The 23,055-nt window shown below is 63.0% G+C and carries 19 protein-coding genes and 2 pseudogenes; 3 read left to right on the forward strand and 18 right to left on the reverse strand.

What is annotated here, in order from left to right:
- Positions 1-27 precede the first annotated feature (27 nt).
- Both tsf and rpsB read right to left on the reverse strand, forming a co-directional pair.
- Positions 28-855, reverse strand: coding sequence for a translation elongation factor Ts (gene tsf / locus JDV75_RS05255; protein ID WP_198738175.1), 828 nt, complete (start codon positions 853-855; stop codon positions 28-30).
- Positions 856-1,194: 339 nt separating this feature from the next.
- Positions 1,195-2,067 (reverse strand): 30S ribosomal protein S2, encoded by an 873-nt coding sequence (gene rpsB, locus JDV75_RS05260; protein WP_198738176.1) that lies wholly within the window; start codon positions 2,065-2,067, stop codon positions 1,195-1,197.
- A 428-nt stretch (positions 2,068-2,495) separates the two neighbouring features.
- Here rpsB and JDV75_RS05265 point away from each other — a divergent pair, with 428 nt between their 5' ends.
- The gene (locus JDV75_RS05265; RefSeq protein WP_198738177.1) at positions 2,496-3,029 is read left to right on the forward strand and encodes a murein hydrolase activator EnvC family protein; all 534 of its coding nucleotides are present in this window, start codon (positions 2,496-2,498) and stop codon (positions 3,027-3,029) included.
- Here the strand turns inward: JDV75_RS05265 and JDV75_RS05270 are convergent.
- From JDV75_RS05270 to JDV75_RS12315, 6 genes and pseudogenes are all read right to left on the reverse strand, one after another.
- Positions 3,004-3,903, reverse strand: coding sequence for a tyrosine recombinase XerC (locus JDV75_RS05270; RefSeq protein ID WP_198738178.1), 900 nt, complete (start codon positions 3,901-3,903; stop codon positions 3,004-3,006). The two genes, JDV75_RS05265 and JDV75_RS05270, sit on opposite strands and share 26 nt — an antisense overlap.
- Positions 3,904-4,213: 310 nt before the next feature.
- Positions 4,214-5,410, reverse strand: coding sequence for a DNA-processing protein DprA (dprA, locus tag JDV75_RS05275; protein WP_198738179.1), 1,197 nt, complete (start codon positions 5,408-5,410; stop codon positions 4,214-4,216).
- Positions 5,403-6,932: a YifB family Mg chelatase-like AAA ATPase gene (locus JDV75_RS05280; protein WP_198738180.1), complete on the reverse strand. Its 1,530-nt coding sequence runs from the start codon at positions 6,930-6,932 to the stop codon at positions 5,403-5,405. Before JDV75_RS05280 ends, dprA begins: the two co-directional genes overlap by 8 nt.
- Positions 6,919-7,284, reverse strand: coding sequence for a YraN family protein (locus JDV75_RS05285; protein WP_198738181.1), 366 nt, complete (start codon positions 7,282-7,284; stop codon positions 6,919-6,921). Before JDV75_RS05285 ends, JDV75_RS05280 begins: the two co-directional genes overlap by 14 nt.
- A gap of 101 nt (positions 7,285-7,385) precedes the next feature.
- Positions 7,386-7,763: a magnesium chelatase subunit ChlI family protein gene (locus JDV75_RS05290; protein ID WP_472843702.1), complete on the reverse strand. Its 378-nt coding sequence runs from the start codon at positions 7,761-7,763 to the stop codon at positions 7,386-7,388.
- Between the two features lie 99 nt (positions 7,764-7,862).
- Positions 7,863-8,122: pseudogene (locus tag JDV75_RS12315) on the reverse strand (ATP-binding protein); the annotation flags it as partial.
- A 1,278-nt stretch (positions 8,123-9,400) separates the two neighbouring features.
- Here JDV75_RS12315 and JDV75_RS05295 point away from each other — a divergent pair.
- Positions 9,401-10,855, forward strand: coding sequence for a hypothetical protein (locus tag JDV75_RS05295; RefSeq protein ID WP_232958176.1), 1,455 nt, complete (start codon positions 9,401-9,403; stop codon positions 10,853-10,855).
- A 370-nt stretch (positions 10,856-11,225) separates the two neighbouring features.
- Positions 11,226-11,489, forward strand: coding sequence for a hypothetical protein (locus tag JDV75_RS05300; RefSeq protein WP_198738183.1), 264 nt, complete (start codon positions 11,226-11,228; stop codon positions 11,487-11,489).
- Between the two features lie 1,750 nt (positions 11,490-13,239).
- Here JDV75_RS05300 and JDV75_RS05305 read toward each other — a convergent pair.
- From JDV75_RS05305 to rplS, 10 genes and pseudogenes are all read right to left on the reverse strand, one after another.
- Positions 13,240-15,777, reverse strand: coding sequence for a DEAD/DEAH box helicase (locus tag JDV75_RS05305; RefSeq protein WP_198738184.1), 2,538 nt, complete (start codon positions 15,775-15,777; stop codon positions 13,240-13,242).
- A gap of 865 nt (positions 15,778-16,642) precedes the next feature.
- Positions 16,643-16,987 (reverse strand): annotated as a pseudogene (locus JDV75_RS05310) (ATP-binding protein); the annotation flags it as partial.
- Between the two features lie 449 nt (positions 16,988-17,436).
- Positions 17,437-18,204 carry an ABC transporter permease gene (locus JDV75_RS05315; RefSeq protein WP_198738185.1) on the reverse strand — a complete coding sequence of 256 codons (768 nt, stop codon included), beginning with the start codon at positions 18,202-18,204 and terminating at the stop codon, positions 17,437-17,439.
- 2 nt (positions 18,205-18,206) lie between these two features.
- Entirely contained in the window at positions 18,207-18,950 is a 744-nt protein-coding gene (locus tag JDV75_RS05320) for an ABC transporter ATP-binding protein (RefSeq protein WP_198738186.1), read from the reverse strand.
- Positions 18,951-19,019: 69 nt separating this feature from the next.
- Positions 19,020-19,541: an MFS transporter gene (locus JDV75_RS05325; protein ID WP_198738187.1), complete on the reverse strand. Its 522-nt coding sequence runs from the start codon at positions 19,539-19,541 to the stop codon at positions 19,020-19,022.
- A gap of 210 nt (positions 19,542-19,751) precedes the next feature.
- The gene (locus JDV75_RS05330) at positions 19,752-20,051 is read right to left on the reverse strand and encodes an MFS transporter (protein WP_198738188.1); all 300 of its coding nucleotides are present in this window, start codon (positions 20,049-20,051) and stop codon (positions 19,752-19,754) included.
- 132 nt (positions 20,052-20,183) lie between these two features.
- On the reverse strand, positions 20,184-20,489 hold the full coding sequence (locus tag JDV75_RS05335; protein ID WP_198736179.1) for a DUF2469 domain-containing protein: 306 nt from the start codon (positions 20,487-20,489) through the stop codon (positions 20,184-20,186).
- Positions 20,486-21,160, reverse strand: coding sequence for a ribonuclease HII (locus tag JDV75_RS05340; RefSeq protein WP_198738466.1), 675 nt, complete (start codon positions 21,158-21,160; stop codon positions 20,486-20,488). Before JDV75_RS05340 ends, JDV75_RS05335 begins: the two co-directional genes overlap by 4 nt.
- A 44-nt stretch (positions 21,161-21,204) precedes the next feature.
- Positions 21,205-22,029, reverse strand: a complete 825-nt coding sequence (lepB, locus tag JDV75_RS05345; protein ID WP_418884379.1) for a signal peptidase I — start codon at positions 22,027-22,029, stop codon at positions 21,205-21,207.
- 162 nt (positions 22,030-22,191) lie between these two features.
- The gene (gene rplS, locus JDV75_RS05350; protein ID WP_198738190.1) at positions 22,192-22,533 is read right to left on the reverse strand and encodes a 50S ribosomal protein L19; all 342 of its coding nucleotides are present in this window, start codon (positions 22,531-22,533) and stop codon (positions 22,192-22,194) included.
- Between the last annotated feature and the right edge of the window lie 522 nt (positions 22,534-23,055).

Below are 23,055 nucleotides of genomic sequence, written 5' to 3' on the forward strand. Positions count from 1 at the left end.
TGTTTAATCTGTACCGAAAAGCTCGGATCAGTGCTGGCCGACCTCGTAGCGGACGAAACCGGTCAGCGTGACGCCGGCCTCCTCCATGATGGCCTTGACGGTCTTCTTGTTGTCCGTCACGGAGGCCTGCTCGTTGAGGCAGACGTCCTTGAAGAAGCCGTTGAGACGACCCTCGACGATCTTGGGCAGCGCCTTCTCGGGCTTGCCCTCCTCGCGGGAGATGGTCTCGGCGATGTTGCGCTCCTTCTCGACGATGTCGGCGGGCACATCCTCACGGTTGAGGTAGGTGGCCTTCATCGCGGCGACCTGCATCGCGGCGGCGTGGGCGGCGGCACCGGCTGCCTCGCCCTCGCCGGTGTAGGCGACGAGCACGCCGACTGCGGGCGGCAGGTCGGCGGCGCGGTGGTGCAGGTAGACGGCGACGTTGTCACCCTCGATGGTGACGGCACGGCGCAGCTCGAGCTTCTCGCCGATCTTGGCGGACAGCTGCTGGATGGCCTCTTCGGCGGTGCCACCGTCGACCGGAGCGTTCTTGAGCTCCTCCGGGGTGTTGGCCTTGACGGAGGCGGCGGCCTCGGCGATCTTGGCGGCGAAGTCCTTGAACTCGTCGTTCTTGGCGACGAAGTCGGTCTCGGAGTTGACCTCGACCATGGTGTTGCCGGAGACGGCGATGAGACCCTCGGCGGCGGTGCGCTCGGCGCGCTTGCCTACGTCCTTGGCACCCTTGATGCGCAGGAACTCGATGGCCTTGTCGAAGTCGCCGTCGTGTTCCGCGAGGGCCTTCTTGCAGGCCATCATGCCGGAGCCCGTGATGTCACGGAGCTTCTTAACGTCTGCAGCGGTGTAGTTCGCCATTATGGGGCGATCCTCCTTGATTGGTTATGAAAGTAGAAATCTGTGCGGTGACGTTCGTCGTGGACGAGCTTAGCCAAACGCCGGCGCGCTGTGTGCCGGACGTGGGGCATCCGCGACGCGTGGAATCCCCTCGGGTTTCCAGTGTGCCTGACCACGGTCCGGTTCCGCAGGTCTCCGGTGGGCCGGAGGTACCGTGTGCGACACGAAACCCCCGCGCCTGTGTCCTCCCCGGCCCCCACCCACGGTTGGTGGGTGGTCGCCGTGCGGTGGCGGAGTGTTCTCCGTCACCGCACGGTGGCTGGGTCGCGGCGAGGGGGTGTGATCAGACGGAGGTGGTGACTACTCCGCGGCGGTGGTTTCCTCGGTGGACTGCTCGGTTGCGGCAGTCTCTTCCTTCGGAGCGGACTCCGCTACGGCCTCGGTGGCCTCGACCTTGGCTGCGACCTCGACCTTGGCGGTCTCCTCGGTTGCCTCGGCCTTGCTCTCGCCGGCGCTCTCCTTGGCTGCGGCCAGCTCACGGTCGGAGCGGGCCTTCTTGCCTGCCTCGACGGCGGAGGAGATGATGCGGCTCAGGACGGAGATGGAGCGGATCGCATCGTCGTTACCGGGGATCGGGAAGTTGACGACATCGGGGTCGCAGTTCGTGTCCAGCACAGCGACGACCGGGATGTTCAGCTTGTGGGCCTCGCTGACGGCGATGTGCTCCTTGTTGGTGTCGACGATCCACAGTGCGGAGGGCACGCGGGTCATGTCGGAGATACCACCCAGGACGCGCTCGAGCTTGGTGCGCTCGCGGGTCAGCATGAGGATTTCCTTCTTGGTGCGGCCCTCGTAGCCGTCCTCGGCCGCGTCCATCGCCTGCAGTTCCTTCATGCGGTGCAGACGCTTGGAGACGGTCTGGAAGTTGGTGAGCATGCCGCCCAGCCAACGGTGGTTAACGAAGGGCATGCCGACGCGCTCAGCCTCGGTGGCCACAGCTTCCTGGGCCTGCTTCTTGGTGCCGACGAAGAGGATGGTGCCGCCGTGGGCGACGGTCTCCTTGACGAACTCGTAGGCCTGATCGATGTAGGTCAGCGTCTGCTGCAGATCGATGATGTAGATGCCGTTACGGTCGGTGAAAATGAAGCGCTTCATTTTCGGGTTCCAACGGCGGGTCTGGTGTCCGAAGTGGACACCGGCGTCGAGAAGCTCGCGCATGGTCACAACTGCCATGGTGATGCTCCCTTTCTGTGTTCGGAGTTTCGGTTTTTGATTGTGCGGGTTTTTGTCCCGCACCCTGGCGACCGACACCCGGCCCCTCACCCGCACACCGTCCCCCGCGTGAGCAGGGGCGTTGAGCGGGACCTCGAGTGGCCTGTATTCAGGTTTCCGGCAGCTGGCCCGATCGGTCGTGGACCCCGGAAAACGGGATCGGATCGATCAGGTGCGCCCGGCACGCGGCCGCGCGTAGTCAGCACACCCGGGAACGGGCACACTGCTAACCGGTGATTGTAGCCCTGAACTGCCGGTTGAACCAAAAGGGAGATCCGGCACACCCCGGTTTCCGGCACCTGGGCACCAGGGGCAACAGATGCCTCATCATCCACAGACGCTCCACCGCGTGCACACCCCATCACACACCACCGGCCAGGCTCGGGGCCATGAACAACCGGACCAAAAACACCCTGCGGTCGCGTCACATCGCGGCAGTCGCTTCCCTGAGTCTTCTGGCGGTGTTCCTGACGACCATTCATCCCGGCGGCGGCCACACGGCAGGCGCCTGGGTCTCCCCCACCACCGGCGGAGAAAATCCCGGGATGGTCCTGCGTCCGTTCGCCCCGCCCGCACACGACTGGCTCCCGGGACACCGGGGCGTCGATCTGGCGCTCCCCCGCGGCCGGCCGGTCCGGGCGGCCGGCGACGGCACGGTGTTTTTCTCCGGCACCGTGGCCGGAACGGCAACGGTGTCCATCGACCATCCGGACGGCACCCGGACGACCTATCAACCGGTGATCGGTACGGTGACCGCCGGCGACCCCGTCACGGAGGGACAGGTCATAGGAACGCTGGGAACCGACCCGCGCGGCTGGCCCGGCCTGAGCTGGGGCGCCCGCCGGGACGGGGCGTACGTCAATCCGCTCGGTCTGCTGCCGCGGCCGTTGATCAGGCTCAAGCCCGTGGATGGGCCTGCCTGAACGCCTCGCCCAGACGCGCGGTGGAGACGTGGGTGTAGATCTGCGTTGTCTGCAGCGAGGAATGTCCCAGCAGTTCCTGGACCTCCCGGATGTCCGCCCCGCCGTCGAGCAGATGGGTGGCGGTGCTGTGTCGGATCCCGTGGGGCGTGAGCCCCTCCGCGCCGGCCGCAGCGGCTGCGGCGTGCACGATACGGCGTACCTGCCGGGGATTGATCCGCCCACCCCGCACGCCGACGAACAGTGCCTTCTCCCCACCGGTGGCCAGATGCCCGCGCCCCTTCTCCAGCCAGGTGCCGATCGCCGTCGCGGCGGTGGAACCGAACGGGAGGACCCGCTGCTTGTTGCCCTTGCCCGTGACCCGGGCGGTTCTGGCGGCGAGATCGACATCGGCGATGTCGAGGCCGCAGAGCTCGGATATCCGCAGCCCTGTCGCATAGAGGAACTCGAGCATCGCCACGTCCCGGAGCTGCTCCGGTTCACTCGCGGCGTCCGCGGCCTCCACGACACCGACAGCCTCATCGACATTCAGGACCCGCGGCAGGTGCCGGGACGTCTTGGGGGTCGCCAGCCTGGCTGCGACATCGGTGTCTAGATACCCCTGGCGGGCGGCCCAGGAACTGAACGCGCGGGCGGCGGCGGTGCGCCGGGCCAGGGTCGCGCGGGCGAGACCGGAGCGGTGTGCGTCGGCGAGCCACGTCCGCAACGTGGCCTGGGTGAAGTCACCCCATCCGGACATCGACCGGAGCAGAGGCGAGAGGTCGCTCCGGTAGGCGCGCACGGTGGCGTCCGAGCGGTTCTCCACGAGCGAGAGGTGCTCACAGAAGTCCTCGAGGGCCTCCGGGAGCGGGCCGGTCGGTGTCGTTGGATCCTTCATGGCACTCCCCGTACGTGTTTAGCTGCTCGGCGGGTTATGTCGGACCCCGGACATGCGGAAGGCGGCACGATCATCGCTGACCGTGCCGCCTTCGCATCTGACTCACCCATATGCATAACCCTAGCGCCTTCATCAGCCTCATCCAGGACTTGGAGGTGCGGACACCGCCCGGTGCGTGAGAAGCTTCAGAGGCAGTTGCTACAAGGAACCAGCCCGAACCTTGAAGCAGTAACTTAGGCTTGCCTCTGCAACTTTAGGGTTGGCTTCGTCATCATGCAACCCTCTGACAGAAATTTCTTTCGTCGATCACCTAGCCGGATCGCCGCCACGATACTCCGTCCCGCTGGACGAGACCCTTCTGCTGCAGGTCAACCAGTATGTGGACCGCGAGAGAAACTGTGATGCCAGCTTCCGCAGCCACGTCTTCTGTGACACGGCTCTCACTGGAGGTTGCGTCGAAAACCTTGAGTTCCGTGCGGCTCAACGCCTGGATCCTGTCGGGTGGGAAAGCAAACTCGTACTGCGCCTGCGCGTCGACGGTCCCGAGCGGTTCGATCAGTTCCCGGATCTGTTCAGCCGACGTCACCAGCTGTGCGTCCCCGTTCCGGATCCGCTCGTGACAACCGAGTGATCCGTGCCCCGTCACCGGACCGGGCACGGCCATCGCCACCGAGCCGAGTCGCGCCGCCCAGGTCAGCGTGTTGAGCGCGCCGGAACGCCAGGCCGCCTCCACCACGACGGTTCCGCCGCTGAGCGCCGCGACGAGCCGGTTCCTGGTGAGGAACCGGTGCCGTGCCGGATGGACACCGGGCGGATACTCGGAGATGACGGCACTGCGGGCCCCGTCACCGGCGATGCGGTCGAACAGGGCGGCGTTGCGGGCCGGGTAGGTCCGTTCCGGACCGCATGCCGCGACAACGATGGTGGGGGTCCCGTTCGCCAGTGCGGTCTCGTGTGCCACGGTGTCCACCCCGAGCGCCCCTCCGGACACGATCGTCCACCGGGACGCCGCGAGTCCTTCCACGAGCATGCGGGTGACCTCCCAGCCGTAGCGGGTGATGGCGCGGGTGCCGACGACGGCGACCGCCCGCTGCGCCAGCTCCGCCGGTGCCCCTCCCCGAGCCCACAGCGCGTGCGGTGCCACGGCATCCCGGCCACCGGCCCGCCCGACGTGGTCACTCGCGGCGTCGACGAAACCGAAGGCCCTGTCCAGGGGTTCTGACGGCCATTCGGCGTCGTCCGGGGTGACGAGTCTGGCCCCGTTCCTGTCGGCCGTGAGGAGGTCCTCCGCGGCGCTGTCCGTCCGATACCGGGTAGCGGTCTGCCCGAGCAGTGGCCCGATCCACGGCTCCCGCCGCTTCACCCCGTACGCGATGGCTTCGACGTCCCGCCCCTCGGCGAGCAGTTGCTGGAGCGGTGCCGACGGTCCCTCGATCACCCGCGAGAGGTAGGCCCACGCATGTCGCCGGGCCGACCACCTGTCGTTGATCGTGATTCTCTCAGGCATCGGTCTCACCACCGTCCGTTACGCCGGAATGGTCCAGGGCACGGGCGACGTGATCCAGATCGGGGATGTCCCTGCCCTCCAGGTCTGCGAGAGTCCAGGCGACCCGGAGGGTTCGGTCGACGCGCCGCTGGCTGATCCGGCCCCGTGCGGTGTGCGCCGCGAGCAGCGCCATGGCCACATCGTCGGCGGGATGTTCTCGGCGCAGTACCGTTCCCCTGACATCGGCGGTGAGCGTCGTCTCCACCCCGGCACGCCGCCACCGGGCCGCCGCTCGCTCCCGGGCTATGGCCACCCGTTCGGCGATCACTTCCGATGTCTCCTCGTCCCCGGGTGTGATGACGGTTGACCTGGCCCGGGTCCTGACGTGGAGGTCGATCCTGTCCCGCAGCGGCCCGGAGAGGTTGTTGAGATACCGCGACCGCTCCCCGGAACGGCACCGGCACCGGCGGGGATCGTCCACCGCGCAGCGACACGGGTTGGCGGCCAGAATCAACTGGAAGCGGGCGGGGAATGTCACGTCCTGCCTGGACCGGAGGATCCGCACCGCACCGGTGTCGAGCGGAGTCCGGAGACAGTCCAGGATGCGGGCGGGAATCTCACTGACCTCGTCGAGGAAGAGAACACCGTGGTGGGCGAGACTCACCGCCCCTGGCAGCGGACTCCCTCCACCGCCGAGCAGCGCCGCGCGCGTGACACTGTGGTGGGGAGCGATGAACGGAGCCCTGGACACGACACCGGTGAACGTCCGCCCGGCCACGGAGTGCACGGCGGTCGCCGCCAGGCACTCCCGCTCCGTCAACGGCGGGAGAATCCCCGGGAGGCGGGTCGCGATCATGGACTTCCCGGAGCCGGGCGGACCGATCATCAACATGTGATGGCCACCGGCCGCGGCGATCTCCGCGGCCAGCCGGGCCTCCGGCTGGCCCACGACATCCGCGAAGTCCGTGTTCGCCCGAGGTTCAACAACACCGGATCCGACATCACCTGCTGCGGTCAGCTCACCGGCGCCGGTCGCCCACCGGAGAACCTCGTCGAGGGTGTCGGCGATCATGACGGGAAACGACGGAATCAGTGCCGCTTCACCGGCGTTACCCCGGGGAATGACAGCTCCGGTCAGTCCCGCCGCACGGGCCGCGAGCAGACACGGCAGGACCCCCGTCACCGGGCGGATCGCCCCGTTGAGACCGATCTCCCCAAGCACCAGCGTCGAGGCCAACCGGTCACCGTCCGCGGGGACCGATCCGCCGGCTTTCAGGATCGCGAGCGCCATAGCGAGATCGAACCCCGCCCCGGATTTCGGCAGTGACGCCGGTGAAAGACTGACCACGATCCGGGTGCGCGGCCACGGCAAGCCCAAGTTATGGCACGCGGTGCGGATCCGGTCTCGCGCTTCACTGACGGCGGTGTCCCCGAGGCCGAGGACACTGATGCCGGGCAGACCACGTCCGGTACTCACCTCCACATCGATGATGGCGGCCGTGACACCCCTGACCGCTGCGGTGCGGGTCCTACCGAGCGCCACGGTCGATGTCCTCCCAGCACTCGATCGACCAGTGACCCGCGTGCGGGGCCACCAGAACCGCGTCGAAACGCACCGAATGCGCGGGATACTCCGCCAGCCAGACAGCCGCAGCGCGCTTGACTCTCGCAAACTTACGGGGCGAGATCGCCTCAATCCCACCGAACCACGCCGTGGAGCGGGTCTTCACCTCGACGAAGACAACGGTTCCGTCCGCAGCCTCGACGATCAGGTCGATCTCCCCTTGGAAACAGGACATGTTCCTGGCGAGGATGCGACCGCCTTTGGACGTGTAGTGCTGGGCGGCGGCTTCTTCACCGGCACGACCTAGTTCAGCAGGTGTGGGAATGGGCATTCGGGCGACTCCCGGAGGATCGACGATGTGGTTCCTCCCCCGTCTTATGCAACGGCGGCGGGTGACCTCACCGTCCCCGAAACACGTGCGTCGGACATTCCTCATGGCCGGTCGCTGTGTACAACACACCGGAACCGGTGGTTGTCCACCGGAGGCCGGGAACGACATGAGAAGAACACCGGCGCTAAATGTGGCGGGATATGTTTACCGCACGGAGTGGTGACCCGATCACGATCAGGGAGAGCCTTCTTCCGGCGGACCAGCTTCCAGACGATCCGGAGCGTCCGGTCGACGCGCCGCTGGCTGATCCGGCCCCGCGCCGTGTGCGCCGCGAGCAGCGCCATGGCCACATCGTCGGCGGGATGTTCCCGGCGAAGCACCGTTCCCCTGACATCGGCGGTGAGCGTCGTCTCCAACCCGGCACGCCGCCACCGGCCCGCCGCCCGCTCCCGGGCTGCGGCCACCCGTCCGGCGATCACTTCCGATGATTCCTCGTCCCCCGGCGTGATGACCGTAGACCTGGCCCGGGTCCTGACGTGGAGGTCGATCCTGTCCCGCAGTGGACCGGAGAGATTATTGAGGTACCTCGACCGCTTCCGGAACGACACCGGTACCGGCGGGGATCGTCTGACGTGCAGTGGCACGGGTTGGCGGCCAGAACCAACTGGAAACGGGCGGGGAATGTCACGTCCTGCCTGGCTCGGAGGATCCGCACCGCACCGGTGTCGAGCGGCGTCCGGAGACAGTCCAGGATGCGAGCCGGAATCTCACTGACCCCATGATCAGATGAAAAGCACACCTCGGCGTGTACAGAAAAGCTACCGTGTTCTACGCTCACGCAACCCTTGCTGAAGAATCAGGCCACAACAGCCTGATCGGCGATCTTGACAACTCCTACCCTCGTCTCCCCGCCCACCCAGCAACTAAGAGCATGGGTCCACACACCAATATGGTCGTGGACCTGCACTGCGGCCACAGATGTTGCGAATGACACGAGTCTCCGATGCCCCCACGAATCGGACGACAACGTCCGGCCCGGATGGTTGTCAACTGCTCCGCGCCGACCCCTTCACCCTGGGAGAATCGCGTTCAATAGTCAGGCGTGCCGCTACCTAGCGTTTCTTGCCACGTGTGTTGTAAAAAATCTGGTTGGTAGGCTTCAGCGGGACACCCAGCTCGCCAGCCCGGCTGCGCACGGCGTCTTCGGTCCGGTCAAGGTGCAGGCCCAGGACTCAGATCAGGATGTTCTACACAGCCTTATGGCAAAGCTGGGTATCGTGGGGCAGCTATCCACGAGTTCCCGACATTAGCAAGCTTCTTGGCCATGCTGGGGCCCGTCTTCCGGAGTAGGGCGTACAACATCCCCCACTGACGCTAGAGTGCCAACGAGCACGAAAACACCCAATCACCGAAAGGCGATTTACTAAATTTTTCCGTACACTCTACGGAATTGCTTATCAGCTTGCCGCATTGACTTCTGACTGGCGGCCTTGCTTGACTGATGATATGACGTCATGGGCCCCACATGGGCAAGTTCGCTTGGAGACACTCCGCACTAGCTTCGCCGATGCGGGGTTGATCGACTTTTTCAGGTTGCCGCCGCCGGGGTGTGACGGATCAACCAATGGAAGCCCACGATGACGCCTTCATCTTGAGTGTGCTTTCCTTGCGAAGTCCCACCAACAAGTTACTCGCCGAGGCGCCAGACAATGCCACGCTCCGAGCCTCGGGTGTGATTGTCAGCAAGGAGTTCGGCTCGGCCATACTGCATACGCCCCGAACTGATGTGCGCTTGATGAAGGCCCCCTTCGGGCCGGGGCGTCACGCGAGTCGCGAGGCGGACTTCGATTGGTCTGATTCCGAGGGAAGACAGGCCGCAGCACTACGCAACCGCGCCGCGCATGAACCACCTCCGCAAGTCCCACAAGCTGAGCCCACCTCTAATCCCAGGAGAACCGATGCGACTCCTTCCCGCTAAGCCTGATCACGCTGGTGCAGCACTCATGGGGGAACCAATGCAGGACATCTGCGCCCCGGACGGGAACAGTATGCGACAACGCACTCTCATCCCACAGCCGAACAGCGGGGCAAGGATCGACACCGAAGGAAGCACGAGATGAGGTTCAGCAACGCCTTCGGCGTGGCCCACAGCAAAACGAGACCGTGGTTCAACCTTCTGCTTGACCAAGATACGCCGCTGTATGTCGACCCGTTCCTAGTGTTCGACGACAATAAGCCCCTTTGGGCGGGATCCAAGCAGGAAGTCACGAACTTCTTCGACGCCGCAGCACGTCTCATTGAGCAATCCAAAGGAAACCAGAACTCACTCGCGTACCAGAAGGCGCTCGAACTGCTAAGGTTTCCCGAACCAAATGAGTTCTGCCTTGGTCTGAGCATGGGCGCCCCGCACGGTTCTGGAACAGGGCCCAAGGCCGCCCGCGAGATGGCAGAAATCCTCGACCTCGGACGCCGGTACGGGCACATCGAAGACCTCGCGTCTATCGCAGGCTTCAACCTCTTTTCCAACGGGATCGGGCTGGATCGAATCAGCGACATCCTCTGCAACATTCTCAAGCATCGGTTCATCCGATACACCCAGAAGGTGTCAAAGAAGCTAGGCATCACGGTGGAGCCAGTGACTGTCAAGCACCCCGGCTGGGACCGACAGCGATCCAGGTGGCTTCCCGACGCCAAGATCGAACTGCCGAAGTCTCCATTCGGTGATGGTGGAATTCTGCTCGCACCCGAGCGGTTCTTGAAGGAAATCCCGACAGTGACCCCGGACGAGTTCTGGAAGTGGGCCGAGCTCCATGAAGCTCATCTTCTGCGACAGGACTTCAGCTACGAGATCGCACAGGGCCTCAACCAAGCAGACCGCCGCCTCCTGGCACGGCGCTTCGCCCGCAAGTACCCAGACAAGGCAGCCGAATACCTGCGCCTGGTAGCACAGATGCCTCACCTGCCCTACGACGTCGAAATGGATCCGAAAGGCCTGGTCTTCTGGCGGGAGACCGGCGAGGCCATGGGTAAAGCCTCGCCCGTCACCTCGGCCGAGGTTCCCACCCAGCGGCAGCAGTTCCCGGCGTTCGTCGAGCTCCTTGCGACACGCTTCCAGCACGCAGTCGAGAACACTGATCTATGGCGCGCACTGTGGGCCGGCGATAGCCCACAGAAAGAAGTGGTCATCCAGGCTATCGCCGGCGCGATGTGGACCGAGGTCTGCCGTGCCGCACAGGTTGACATCAGCCAGGAGGTCAACCGCGGCCGCGGTCCGGTCGACTTCAAATTCTCCAAGGGGTGGGAAGATCGCGCCCTCCTCGAAGTCAAAGTGATCCGCAGCAGCGGATTCTTCAGGGGCGCAGCGACCCAATTGCCCCAATACATGAGAACCGAGCAGATCAGCTACGGCGTGTACCTATGCGTTGGACATTACGGCGAGGACTTCGCGCCCGCGCGCATCAAGCGCGTCGAAGACACGATCGCCACTCTCGCGAAGGAGAAAGGGATCAAGATCAAACTCGTCCTCGTCGATGCCAGGCGAGACAACAAGGCCTCTGCGTCAAAGCAATAGACGATTCCCGTTGCAGGAACAAGCACCTCGGAAAACATCAGCGGCACGCCAAATGCTCGCCAAGATCCAACCATTCCAGAACGTGGCCGCGGATGTCACTGCCCTTAACTTCAGCAATAAACTCTACGAAGCCCATGGCCTAGAAGCCTCACCGCACCTGCGACAAACAACGATAGGCGCTCCTTGGATCATGGGACCAGGTGAATCGTGGGCATATCGGGCCCGTCAGGTCGATCCGTTGGTGGAGGTCTGCGTAGTGCGTCTGGGGCGCAGAAGCCCGCGTGAGTTCTCGTTCGGTTGGTTGACGATGAGTTGGAGGGGCGTCAAGACTGGGTACCACCAGCCAGGTTGAAGTTCCCCCTGGAGTAAGGTGGCGGGGTACCAGGCGCGCGAAGAGCGATGGAACCGGCTCTATGCCACGGGTCTGGACCGCGATGATCCCCGTGAGGACGCTGTTGAAGAAGTACTTGGACTCCTGACCGATGACGACGTGACCTCAATCGGCTACCGCCACGGTGGAGCGACCTCGATCTCGCAGCCTCAAGTGCTGGCAGACCAACTCGGTATTCAGATCGAACAGCTGACCGGTCACCGAGACTCGTTCGTCGGCGACGGGGTCATGATCGCCCCATAGGGGACTACGGAGTTGGTCGTCCGGACTGCTACTGAGAGCAATCCGGAGCTGACCATGCAGCGTGTTTGGAAAGGTGAACAGAAGGCACGGTGAGAAGCAATCCACGGCCACTATATGTCCACGTCCAGGAGCGAGGACATATATATCTCGCCCGAGTACAGAATCGAGTTCGACAACGACTACCTCAGACCACGACGTGAGGTGCTGCGGTCCTGGTGCGGCGTCGAGGCCTTAGAATAAGATTCGATGAGCTGGTCGAGCTGTGCAAGGAGATCAAGCGCGTCGGAGATGTCGCCCAGAGCGTGATCACGGCGTTGCGCGCTGCGGGTCAAGCCTCGCGACTGGAGCGGGAGTTGGACACTCCCAGATGCTCCGCGCCGACCAGACCGACAACTGAAAACGCCTCAGCGCACTCAAGTCGGCGGATGCTAGGCGTTCATACCGCGGGCATGAACGGGTCCAGGTCGCGGGGATCGATTTGCTCATGCTCCATCTTCTGGTCGCTGGAGCGGGTCGATCCTGTCGGCCTCGGTACGTATCCACACCGACCATTCATGCGCGTGACCTGCCGCCTCAACGTCGTGCTGGCTCACCACGTGCTGGTCGATCCTCTGCCGTGTAGCGACTTAGCACCCCGGCACGCACGGCATCAGCAAGCTGGCGATCCAGACGTGTCGGTTGAAGTCATCTACGTAGTCCTGCTCTGCCTGAACCAGCGCGGCCTTTTCAGACTCGGTGGCGCTCTTGGCATTCGCGTTCGCCCCGGGCGCAGCGCTCAGCAATGTCGCTGGCAGCCTGTTCTACATGTGCGAAAAGCTGGGGCAGCTTGTCGGTGAGCGCCCAGCGTTTCCGGTCCGTCCATGAGACCGAGGAGTACCGTTTCCGCAACCTGATCACCGACCTGCCCGACCAGACCTGCCACATGGTAGAGCGCCCCCGCTGATCTGGAAAATCGAGTTGCCCTCGCTACCCAGGCTGAACCAGTAGCCTCGCCGGTCACACTCCTCAGCAATGGCTTGCCGGATCAACAGCGCCACTGGCGCGAGTATACCTCACCATCTAGCAGCTCAGGCCACTGATCGCGCAGCTCCAGCACCGCCTCATGCGCCGCGTCCAAAGTCTCAGTATCCGGAATCGGAGGGATCTGCTCGCGTGCAGGCACAGCCTCATCACGGGATAGCAAACCGACGACCAGATCACCGCGGTCGCGTCCCTTGTGGTGCAACACGTACCCCTCAGGTGCCAGTCCGTAGGAGATCGCTTTGCTGATCGCGCAGCGATACCCGGCACGCACCTCCAACTCAGGGTCGGGACTCCATCACTGCTCTGCAACTCGGCGACCAGATCCGCCGGGGACACCGAGAAGGTGCCCTCCCCCACCTGCCTCGGACAGCAGGGCGATCCCGCCCGCCGCCTCGTTCCGCTCCTAGCGGACGCCAGTCAGGTTCGCGGTCGATTGCCTCAGGACAATAGTTACGGTGTTCGAGGTAGTAGCTTCCAGACTCGGTCAATGCGGCAGATCAAGAGTGTCGGTACCAGTCAGACCGCGATCCGCCAACGCATACGTCGTGCGCTTGTGAGTGAAGTCCGTCCCCCCTTTGGGACACCCATCAGCTACCCGCGCCAGAACCTTCACCTGGCGGTCTGACAACGGCGCGTACTTGCGGGCCGCAAATTCTACTGTCCTCTGTCCGAAGTTGGCTACTGATCCATGTAGGCCCCACGCTGAAAGGGTCTTAGGAAGGATCCATCACCGACGGATGCTCTTGCTATGCTGCTGTAAGACGAGGTCCGCGGTCAGACTGTGTTGAGCAAGTGCTGAAGCCACGACCTCCGGGTCAGACCATGTTCCAGCGGAGACTAGATACTTGACAAAGGCTTCTACATCTTGCCGGAAACTGCGCAGGCTGGTCTCCGTGATGACTCGCGTTCCGAACGGTACGTGAGCTTGAGCATCAAGTTCTTCCGATGGGTGGACAAGTACGGATATCGGCGTTGAGACCTCAGAGTATCTCTCGCTGAACCAGGTCATCGAGTGAGTGAGCTGCTCCGCCTCGCTCTTGATGATTACAGGGTTGTCGCGCGAAATGCCCGTCTTCAACTCAATAACTGCGTACTGCTTATCAGAGAGCGCCCATAGGTTGTCAGGGCCACCATCTCGATCTTCCTTCTCGGGTCGACTCGATCCGAAGCCGAGATGAAGTCCCAGCAATCGGAACTGCTCTTCGGAGGTATCCGCGGCTTGTTCGGCGCCCCAGACTATTTTCTCAAATAGTGAGGCCACATTTAGTTCCAACTCGTGTGCATCGGTGTAGTGCTCACCGAGGTATTTCGCTGCTGCTCGGCTCTGGCCTTTGGGTCCGACAACCTTCTTACCGCGCTTACCGCGCGGTGAGATTGCTGGCTTGAGCACCACGGGGTTCTTCATGCGCGCACCAGCCAGCGTCTTCTGGGATGCGACAGGATCAACGTGGTGCTGGTAAGCGGCCAGTTCCTCCAGATACCAGGCCTTCTCTAGGGGATCGGTCACCGTGTCGATGGCCGATCGTAGAACCGATACCGCGCCGTCCATGTCGCCCGCCACAGCGAGGTTGAAGGCTTTCCGTCGTCCGGCGGCGATCTTCGTGACGTTTCCTGTGGCGTCATAGGTAACGTCGGCGGTGGCCTCCAGACTCCTGCTGACCCACTCTATCTTGCGCTGCAGGAAGGTATCGAGGAGGTTGGTGATCGCCCCGATGCCCTCACCCTGGATCTGATCTGCGAGTTGTAGACTGAGCTCGATCTGAGCTCGTGTCGCTGGCGAGTAGAAGCCTCGAAGCTCCTGGTCACGAAGTGTCAGCGCCGCGTCGCTGGTGAGTATAAGTACGGCACAGTAGTCATCTACATCTCGGATGCCGCGGCCCATACCTTGTTCAATCTTCTGGACCTCACGTGCCTTAAAGGCCCTCGACCCGCTCAGCGCCGCAGAAGCTCGCTGTTCGTGCGGGGTGAGGGGAGTTGGGATGCCATCGAGGATAAGCAGCCGGCACGCGTCTCCGGGTAGGTCTACTCCGTCGTACTTGTTAACCAGCACCACGATGCCCACGTGCTCACCGTTCTTCATACGCTCGATGACGGGGCGCATATCGCTCACGTGCAATGTCTCGTCGGCCACGTGATCCCATCGCTTCGCCGCGTGATCGCTGGGAACAAGGACCACCACATTGACTGGCTCAGCATTGGCCTGTTCACCACGATTGCCGTCGGCGATGTCACGGGCCAGCTCGTGGATAGCAGAGTCCACGAGCTGAGGATTGATAGATAGTGGGGCAAGGATGATTCGATCCCCCAGATCGGATGCCTGCTTTGGGGTGATTGGCTTCTGCACTGCCTCGACGTCAGCGTCGAGTTCAGTGACGAGGATGCCTTCTTCTTCGAGTGTCGCGCTCAGATACACCCGACGCTTCGCCTGTCGGAATGCCGGAATCCATGAGACATCTGGACATGGAGTCTTGATTTCTACGTCCCGCGACGTGAACGTGACCGTCGCCAGCTTTAACGAGTCCGCAACAAATGTCCACGAGTAGAAGAGGGTGCGGATTTCAGGATCTTTCGCGTAGGGCTGGATCACTTTGAGAACGTCCGAGGCTCGGTCCGCAACGGCCTTCGGCGGGACGCGGATCGGCGCACCAAAGCCACCTTCGCGGATTTCTGCGAACGCCTTGGGACTCTGTTTTATTAGGTCAGTGGCGAACAGGGCGAGGAGATCATCGAACGCGCGGCGGCGTGAAGACGGGATCGACGCTGAGAACAGCCCTCCCGTGGAGTTGAGGACGGAGTGTGCATCGTCGATGACGACGACACCAAGCGGGATGGTCTTCTTTTCGCCGCGCACACCGAAGACGCTGTGTCCGTTGATGAGCTTGTGGAATGTCGTGACGAGGATTGCCCGCGACGAGCGGAACGACTCGTCTGTCTCGTCGATGGTGACTGGGATCATAGCGTCCTTTGCTTCAGCCACGACTTGCTGAATCAGAAACCTATCAGGCACGAGGAACACGGCTGGCCCGATCCCCTCATGCAGGCTGGATTGGGCGATCAGCAGACCAGTCAGGGTCTTTCCGCCACCAGTGTTCTGCTTGAGAACGAGATCGGGCTCGGAACGACGGTCGTACCAGGCTTCCAGCACTTCGTTCTGCTCCGTACGAAGCCGTAGCCATTTCCGTCCTTGTAGGGAGGCATAGATCTCGCGGGGGCGAATGAGCTGTGCGCCCTTGTTCGGGTTGATCTCATCCCAACGGATCGGCATAAATTTCCCTCCACAGTATGTGCACACGAGACATGGGAGCCAATATCGACATACAGTCATACGACGCTTACAAGCGGGACCATACAGCCAGGTCGAGTGATCCTTGCTATCCGTGAGCACGAAGCGAACTCCGCGACGCACGGTCACTATCATCCCCAACAGCCGTCGCCTCCAAGTATCCCATAGATCTGAGATCACCGGTGACCACACGGAGGTGATGCGCATGTAGGTGTCACATGATCTGTATTGCTTGAGGCCACAAGGACGGATCTGCACCATGCCCGCCGCTCCGTATCCCAGGGAGCTCCATGACGACGTTGTCCGTGAAACCGGCGTCTGGTCCGCCGAAGCTGTCTCTGTAGCCGGATTGGCAGAATGTCGGGTCTCGCATCATCCTCTGGACGGTGCGAGACAAAGTACACGCCAGCCCTTTGGCACTGTCGGATCCATTCGATGCGCTGCGAAGCGATTCGGTTGGTGCGGTCCGGCTTCCAGAGGGCCACGGCAGGTACCCTTGCCTGCCTGGATGTCTTGGTTGAGTTGCCGCCACCCCTTGCGGTTACGCAGCGCCGAGGCGCTGGCTGAATCGTTGTCGATGTACTCCCCCAGCACCGTCTATCCGCCCTCAGAGTTCAGCTTGCGTAGCAGATCGAATCGCTGTCGTTCGATAGCATCGGCCCCGTCGCGGTAGTACTTCGACAAGCGCAGGTAGAGGTAGATGTCGCGAGTCCCCCCATAGGCTCATCTGGGCCTGTACGGGCAAACGCCGGATACACGACGGTTCGGCCCGCACGTCCTCGACGCGGGTTCGCGGGTCGATCGGTGATGGTCGCGGTGCCTCCTGTGATCAGGAGGTGTGCTTAGTTTCACCCAACTCGTCAAGGAAGAGGACACCGTGATGCGCGAGACTCACCGCCCCCGGCAGCGGGCTCCCACCACCGCCAAGCAGCGCCGCGCGCGTGACACTGTGGTGGGGAGCGATGAACGGAGCCCTGGACACGACACCGGTGAACGTCCGCCCGGCCACGGAGTGCACGGCGGTCGCCGCCAGGCACTCCCGCTCCGTCAACGGCGGGAGAATCCCCGGGAGGCGTGCCGCGATCATGGACTTCCCAGACCCGGGCGGACCGATCATCAACATGTGATGGCCACCGGCCGCGGCGATCTCCGCCGCCAGCCGGGCCTCCGGCTGGCCCACGACATCCACGAGGATGACGAGCAAGCCGCCAACGGGCCGGTGCCGCTCAAGCGAACAGACCTGCTCGACGAGCATCTTGAGTAGCCACTCTCTGTCAAAGACAACGGCGACACTGAGAGGCGATGAGTTACCCCGACTGGATCCTGCCACGACATCGGGGATCGTTCCAGGCGCCATCAGACTATCGGCGAGGGGCGAGTTGACTATGGACGTCAGTCCTACATGGCAAACCGCACGTCAGGTAGGCGGGCCATAATCTCGTCGAGGACACCCCCCATGACCATGATCACCGAGGATCTGGCCCATGGCTGGCGCGGATGCCCTGAAGACCTCGCCGTGGTCGAAGTGGTAGCGCACCATCCCGTAGTACTCGGTACCCTGCCCACCGAAGACGAAGACCACAGGGGTCGTACCCCACGGTGATGGGCGGTCTGATGGGATACGTCGGTTGCTGGTCCAGATCAGCTCCGTCCGAGTTCCAAACGAGCCCAAGTAAGTGAGGTAGCCCAGATCGAAATGACTGCGACAACCAACGGAAGGAGACACTGTATGAAGGTAGGGCGCAACGTGGGCGAAAAACCCGCCAGCAGGCCGGGGACTGACCATGGAAACCACGCACCGACCCCGATAATCATGAGTAGCTGCACCATGACGACGATGCCGAGAAGCACCGCGATGGCAGGCAGATAGCTGCGCCGGACAGTCGCGACCCAAGCTAAGGGAAGAGCATTTAGTCCCGAGAGCACAGAAACTAAAAAGGGCAGCCAAACACCACCCGGGGAACCGCTCATGGGGCCGAGCGCCACGCCCACGACAAGGGTAACGATCGTGACGAAGACCGAAATGATGAGGACCCATGCGATGAACGTGAGACACTTGGCCAAGGCAAAGTCGCGGCGGCCTACAGACAAACCGAAGAGATTGACAATCGTGTTCTGCTCAAACTCCCGACCAAAGGTCCAAGCGCAGACAAACCCAGCTCCGAGGAATACCCCGACGGAAAGCACCTGTGCACACATGCCGAGATAAGCGTTCCAACCCTCGCCTTGCACAAGCAGGGAGGCCTTGGCAGCGAAGGCACCCTGAAGATCGGTACGCAACGCGGTGACACCGCCCGCTGCAAGCGCGACCGGGAAAAACACGAGGATCAGCGTCGCTATTCTAACGACGTTCGATCGGCGCAGCTTCTCGGCCTCGAACCGCAGGGTCACCAGGAAGAGTGAACTCATGGCTACGACTCCTTGCTCTGACGCGCTTTGTCGGCGCGTAGAATCGTCTCGAAGAAGACCTTCTCGAGATCGTGGCCGCTCGTGTCAAGGTCACCGACGATCGAACCACGGTGCAGCAGGGTGACATGATCTGCAAGCCGAGCGAGTTCGTCGAGGTGGTGACTGGAGATCAGTACCGCCCCGCCGAAGTCGGCGACCTCCCGGATGAGATCACGCAGCGCACGAATGGCGATGGGGTCAAGGGCATTCGCGGGCTCGTCTAAGATGAGAATCTCGGGGCAAGGTCCAAGCGCCGCAGCAAGGGCGACCTTCTGCCGAGTGCCGAGAGAAAGCCGGTTCGTCCGGACATCGATCCAGGGTGTGAGCCCTAGGCGCTCGACGGTGTGGTTGAGCACCTCGAGCGTGCAGGTGTCCGACAGACCACGCAGAGCGAACATATTGCTCAGATGCTCGCGCACCGTGAACTCGGGGTAGAGCGCGGGACCTTCGATCATATGCCCGATCCGGCTCCAAGCCTCAGCTGAGAGCCGGTTAAGGGGGGATCCCAGAAGGCGAATCTGTCCCGAGTCGATGCGCAGCATACCAAGTAAATTGCGCATTAAGGTCGTCTTTCCTGCCCCATTCATGCCGACGAGCGCGTGGACGCTACCAGGTTTAATGTGGAGTGTAACTGCGTCGAGGATTGTCTGGCCTCGTAGCCGAGTCGTCACCTCCGAGATAGCGATGCCATTGTTCTCATCATTCATCAGCGAACTCCTCCGATCCGGAACCGGGGCCACGGGAAACCCTGAGAACAGCGACGACCGCAGCCAACCCTACTCTACTAACACACATTCCCCCAGAAAACTGCTTGATCCCCGCGACAAATCCGTCCTGAAAAGACCAGGAACGATTGGCCCGACCTCGCGGGCCACGACGCCACCACATGAGGGCGAATCTGAGGCTCCTTCGATGAGTTCGCTGGGTAGGCCGCCGTCGAGGCGTAGATGACCACGATAAGCCGAAGTGAGGACGGTACCGAATACGGCAACTCCAAAGGAACCGCCGAGTTGCCGCATACTCTGCACGGGGGTCGAGCCGACCCCGCAGCGTTCGACATCGAGAGATCTCATGGAGAGGTCCATGCAATTCGGCAGAGAACAGTCGATCCCGATGCCTATGATCACATTCCACATTATGAAGTTTGCCGCCGTCAAGGATGTGGTCGTGGTAGCAGCCAAGCCGCACGCAACGGCCAGGACGATGAAGCTGACCGCAACCACAGGCCGATAGTCCCTGGCCTTGAGAGCCACCTCACCAAGGGGAACGGTGATCACAAGGCCGTCAATGAGCGGCAAGGAAACCGTCCGAAGCTAGATGATGACCCGGGCACCGAGTACCACACCTCCGACCAGCGGAACCACCGTAGCAGCGGAGATCCACCCGTTCTCCCCACTCTAAGGCAGACCGTAAGCAAGCCCAACTAATGAACCTACGGCCAGCAGCACCCCGATGACATCACCGGTGAGATGTGGCTGTCCCGCCTTAGTGGGCAGAGTCATGGTCAATCAGATGAAGGCGATCAGGCAGAGCGGGATATTGAGGAGGAAGACGGAACACCACCAGAAGTGATCGAGGAGGAAGCTGACCAGGACCGGTCCTACAGGAATATCAAGGGCGACCGCCGCAATCCACGCCGAGACGGCGCGACTGTGCTCCTGGCCAGCGAAGAGCCGGGTGCGCATCGACATTGACAGTGACATGAAGAAAACCGCTGCATCAACAAGGATCGAGCGCCCTAGAATAAGGGCGCCCGCCCCCAAAGCGCACAGAGCGGAAGCCACGCTGGCCGGGACGTATCCGTTCATGGCTGAAAGTGGTCCGGCTCGGATCGGGTGTTCGTCGGACAGGAGCAGTACTCGGATGACAACTTCGTCTACGACCCTTGGGTGCTCTACACCCGCGACATCACCACCGCCCCAAATCTCTGCGCCCCGGAATCACTCCGGGATGATCATCTCCGGTTTGTCGAGTTCCTCGATGTTGACGTCCTTGAAGGTGATCACGCGGACGAAGCGCACGAAACGCGCGGAGCGGTACATATCCCAGACCCACGCGTCGGACATGCGTACCTCGTAGTACACCTCGCCGTTGGCGTTGCGCGGGATGAGTTCCACGGCGTTGGCGAGGTAGAAGCGGCGCTCGGTCTCGACGACGTAGGAGAACTGGCTGACGACGTCCCGGTACTCGCGGTACAGCGACAGTTCAACCTCTGCCTCGTAGTTCTCCAGTTCCTCGGCGCTCATTCGTGCCAGACCTCCTCGGGGCCGCGTGTGACAGCTGACGCTGACCCGGCGCACCACTGTCGGTGTGCCGTGGCCACATTGGCGTAAGTGTAGCGGTGCACGGAGCTTGCGCCGTGGCGGCGCACCGCGTCCATGTGCGCGGAAGTTCCGTATCCCTTGTGTGCGGCGAAGCCGTAGCCGGGGTGTGTGCGGTCGAGTTCGACCATGATCTCGTCGCGGGTCTGTTTCGCCAGGACGCTGGCTGCGGCGATGCACCGGGCTGCGGCGTCGCCACCGATGATCGGCAGGCTGGGTGCCCCGAAGCCGGGGACCCGCATGGCGTCGGTCAGGACGTATCCGGGCGGGGTGGCGAGCTGGGCGACCGCGCGGCGCATTCCGGAGATGTTGGCGTGCTGGATGCCCCAGCGGTCGATGTCGGCGGCGTCGATGAGCACGACCGACCACGCCAGTGCGGTGTCCTTGATCAGCGGTGCGAGGCGGGCGCGGAGCGCGGGGCTGAGCTTCTTCGAGTCGGTGAGGCGTTCCAGTTCGGGGATGGGCCGGTCCGGGAGCACACACGCCGCTATGGAGATCGGTCCGGCGCAGGCACCCCGTCCGGCCTCATCGACACCGGCGACGGGTCCGAGACCGTGTTTGTCGAGTGCGTGCTCGAGGGTCCGGGCGTAGGGCATCCGCCGGATCCGGATCCGGCGCACGGTGTTCGCCGCCACGACGATCAGTTCTGGATGTCGGGATCGTCGACGAGGCCGATGCGGCTGATCGGCAGGATGATGGCCTGCACCTTGCCGCGGATGTTCTCCTCGGGGATGGTGCCCTGGAACTGGTCACCCAGGTGGTAGCGGGAGTCCGCGGAGTTGGTGCGGTTGTCACCCATCACGAAGATGTTGCCCGCGGGGACGGTGATCGGGCCGAAGAACGCGCCGCCGCACTCGACGGAGCCGGTTCGTTCGTCGATGGGGTAGGTCGGGGGCTGCTGGATGAAGGAGTCGTCGACCTTCTTGCCGTCGACCATGACTCCGGGGTCGCCCGCCTGGCATTCGATGGTCTGTCCACCGGTGGCGATGATCCGCTTGACCAGCGTGTTCTCGTCGGGGGCGACGAGTCCGACGTAGGAGCCGAGGTTCTGCAGGCCACGGATGGCGGCGTTCCCGGAGCGGTGCGTGGTGAACTGCGCGTTCCAGGATTCCGTCCCCTTGAACACGACGACGTCGCCGGGTTTGGGGTCGCTGAAGCGGTAGGTCAGTTTGTCCACGGCGATCCGGTCGCCGGTGCACCCCTCACAGCCGTGCAGGGTGGGTTCCATGGACTGTGAGGGGATCAGGTAGATCCGGCCGACGAACAGCTGCATGATCGCCACCACGACGAGAGTGAGGACGACGACCACGGGGATCTCGACGTACCACGGATAGGCGCTCTTCTTCTGTCCGCGGGGCTCGTCTGCGGGATCCGCGGCGGCCTCCGTGTGGTCGCGTGCTTCCGTCTCCTCGATCTCGTGCGGGGTCCGGTCGGAGGCGGGGGTGGGGTTCGTCGGTTCGTTCACGTCGGACCACGTTACCAGCACCACCGCCGCATTCATCGGAGCAGCGTATCCGGGGAATCGTGGGCCGGGAAAAGAAAAACCACCCCGGGCATCCCGCCGGGGCGGGAGGTGGGGTGGTCTGGTGCTGCATCCGACGGCGCGTCAGCGCCTGTCGGGTGTGGGTCAGCGCTTCTCCTTGATCTTGGCTGCCTTGCCGCGTAGGTTGCGCAGGTAGTACAGCTTGGCACGACGCACGTCACCGCGGGTCAGTACCTCGATGTGGTCGATGTTCGGGGAGTGGACCGGGAAGGTACGCTCCACACCGATGCCGAAGGAGACCTTGCGGACGGTGAAGGTCTCGCGGATGCCACCGTTCTGGCGACGGATGACGACACCCTTGAAGACCTGGATACGGGACTTTTCGCCCTCGATGACCTTCACGTGCACGTTGACCGTGTCGCCGGCACGGAAGGCCGGGATGTCGTCGCGCAGCTGTGCGGCATCGACCTTGTCGAGAATATTCATGTGTTGATTCCTTAGCTTCTGGTGCTGGACAGAGGACCCTGGCGGCTCTTCCCACTCAAGTCGGGCGCTCGGCCGGTTCGTGCCCGGTACATGTGCGTCGCCACCGGGGCGTACCCGGTATGACAACTGCCCAAGTATGCCACCATCGGCGCGGGTTCACAAACCAGGCTGGGCCCCATCCACGGCGAACTCCTCGAACGCGCCCCTCGACCGCTGCACCCCGATCACCTGCGAGCAGTTGCGGACCACGGATGGTGACCTGGATCGAGTGGACCCACCACCACCAACGCCGTCAGGCCCACCTGAGCCGATTGTCACCTATCGGATTTGAGACGATCATGAGCACGATCGTAGCACTGGCGATGCGACTACAACCTGCCACCTACCCGAGCAGCAACCCCGATTATCTTATGTGTGCGGCGCCCGGCATATGCGATACTCGAACGGCGAGTTACAGCCATCAAGGCCTCAATCAGTGACTCGTACGAAGTGACACTCAAAAATGAATCTGGCAAGGGTTTG

The sequence above is a fragment of the Corynebacterium meridianum genome (assembly GCF_016342265.1).
Classification (GTDB): domain Bacteria; phylum Actinomycetota; class Actinomycetes; order Mycobacteriales; family Mycobacteriaceae; genus Corynebacterium; species Corynebacterium meridianum.

Bases quoted from the DNA above. Each gene is read 5' to 3' on its own strand.
- rpsB (WP_198738176.1), bottom strand. From the start codon at position 2,067: ATGGCAGTTGTGACCATGCGCGAGCTTCTCGACGCCGGTGTCCACTTC.
- JDV75_RS05315 (WP_198738185.1), bottom strand. From the start codon at position 18,204: ATGAGTTCACTCTTCCTGGTGACCCTGCGGTTCGAGGCCGAGAAGCTG.
- JDV75_RS05270 (WP_198738178.1), bottom strand. From the start codon at position 3,903: ATGAAGGATCCAACGACACCGACCGGCCCGCTCCCGGAGGCCCTCGAG.
- rplS (WP_198738190.1), bottom strand. From the start codon at position 22,533: ATGAATATTCTCGACAAGGTCGATGCCGCACAGCTGCGCGACGACATC.
- tsf (WP_198738175.1), bottom strand. From the start codon at position 855: ATGGCGAACTACACCGCTGCAGACGTTAAGAAGCTCCGTGACATCACG.
- JDV75_RS05305 (WP_198738184.1), bottom strand. From the start codon at position 15,777: ATGCCGATCCGTTGGGATGAGATCAACCCGAACAAGGGCGCACAGCTC.
- JDV75_RS05335 (WP_198736179.1), bottom strand. From the start codon at position 20,489: ATGAGCGCCGAGGAACTGGAGAACTACGAGGCAGAGGTTGAACTGTCG.
- JDV75_RS05320 (WP_198738186.1), bottom strand. From the start codon at position 18,950: ATGAATGATGAGAACAATGGCATCGCTATCTCGGAGGTGACGACTCGG.
- JDV75_RS05330 (WP_198738188.1), bottom strand. From the start codon at position 20,051: ATGAACGGATACGTCCCGGCCAGCGTGGCTTCCGCTCTGTGCGCTTTG.
- JDV75_RS05340 (WP_198738466.1), bottom strand. From the start codon at position 21,160: ATGCCCTACGCCCGGACCCTCGAGCACGCACTCGACAAACACGGTCTC.
- JDV75_RS05285 (WP_198738181.1), bottom strand. From the start codon at position 7,284: ATGCCCATTCCCACACCTGCTGAACTAGGTCGTGCCGGTGAAGAAGCC.
- dprA (WP_198738179.1), bottom strand. From the start codon at position 5,410: ATGCCTGAGAGAATCACGATCAACGACAGGTGGTCGGCCCGGCGACAT.
- JDV75_RS05265 (WP_198738177.1), top strand. From the start codon at position 2,496: ATGAACAACCGGACCAAAAACACCCTGCGGTCGCGTCACATCGCGGCA.
- JDV75_RS05295 (WP_232958176.1), top strand. From the start codon at position 9,401: ATGAGGTTCAGCAACGCCTTCGGCGTGGCCCACAGCAAAACGAGACCG.